The 696-nt window shown below is 43.7% G+C and carries 1 protein-coding gene; it reads left to right on the top strand.

Annotation, left to right across the window (positions count from 1 at the left end):
- Positions 1 to 422 (top strand): transposase (locus tag Q3F21_RS27180; protein ID WP_340259718.1); only part of this gene is annotated, 422 nt, incomplete at its 5' end.
- Between the last annotated feature and the right edge of the window lie 274 nt (positions 423 to 696).

Below are 696 nucleotides of genomic sequence, written 5' to 3'. Positions count from 1 at the left end.
CAGAAGACGTCTATCCAGAAGCCGTTCAGATGACGTCAGCCCGTGCTCATGACCGGACTCAACTAGATGCTCTCGTAAACAAATCCGGCACCACGTATGTATTCGATAGGGGATTTGTGGATTATACCAAGTTTGATGAGTATTGTGACCGTAGAATCTTCTTTATGACAAGAACAAAAAAGAACGCATCGATTCGGTATTTTTCTGATCGTTCTGTTCCCGAGGGTAGCCCTATTACAAGGGATTGTATCGTGGAGTTGGGAACACAACAGAAACGAATGAAGCATCTTCTACGTCTTGTGGAGACAACGGATTCACAAGGAAATCCCATCATGTTAATCACAAATCTGCTGGAGTTGTCGGCACAAGAAATAAGCGAGATGTACCGTAGTCGCTGGGCTATCGAAATCTTTTTCAAATAGTTAAAGCAACATGTGAAAGTCACTTCATTTTATGGAAAGAGCCAAGAAGCGGTCATGAACCAAGTGTTCGTTGCCCTCATCGCCTTTTGTTTACTTGTGCTAGCCAAAATCTTCTCCACATGCAAGGAGAGCTTGCTGCAAATATACCGGTGGTTACGAGTGACACTCTGGGAGGACGGCGAAATATGGTGGGAACTGCTAACGTCGAAACGGAGAAAACCTGATACATAAGAAAAGAAAACAATCGTTGCCTGGCTGAACTGTATAAAATTAC

This window comes from Brevibacillus borstelensis, assembly GCF_037834415.1.
Classification (GTDB): domain Bacteria; phylum Bacillota; class Bacilli; order Brevibacillales; family Brevibacillaceae; genus Brevibacillus; species Brevibacillus borstelensis_A.
This window is presented reverse-complemented; position numbering and strand designations above follow the sequence as displayed.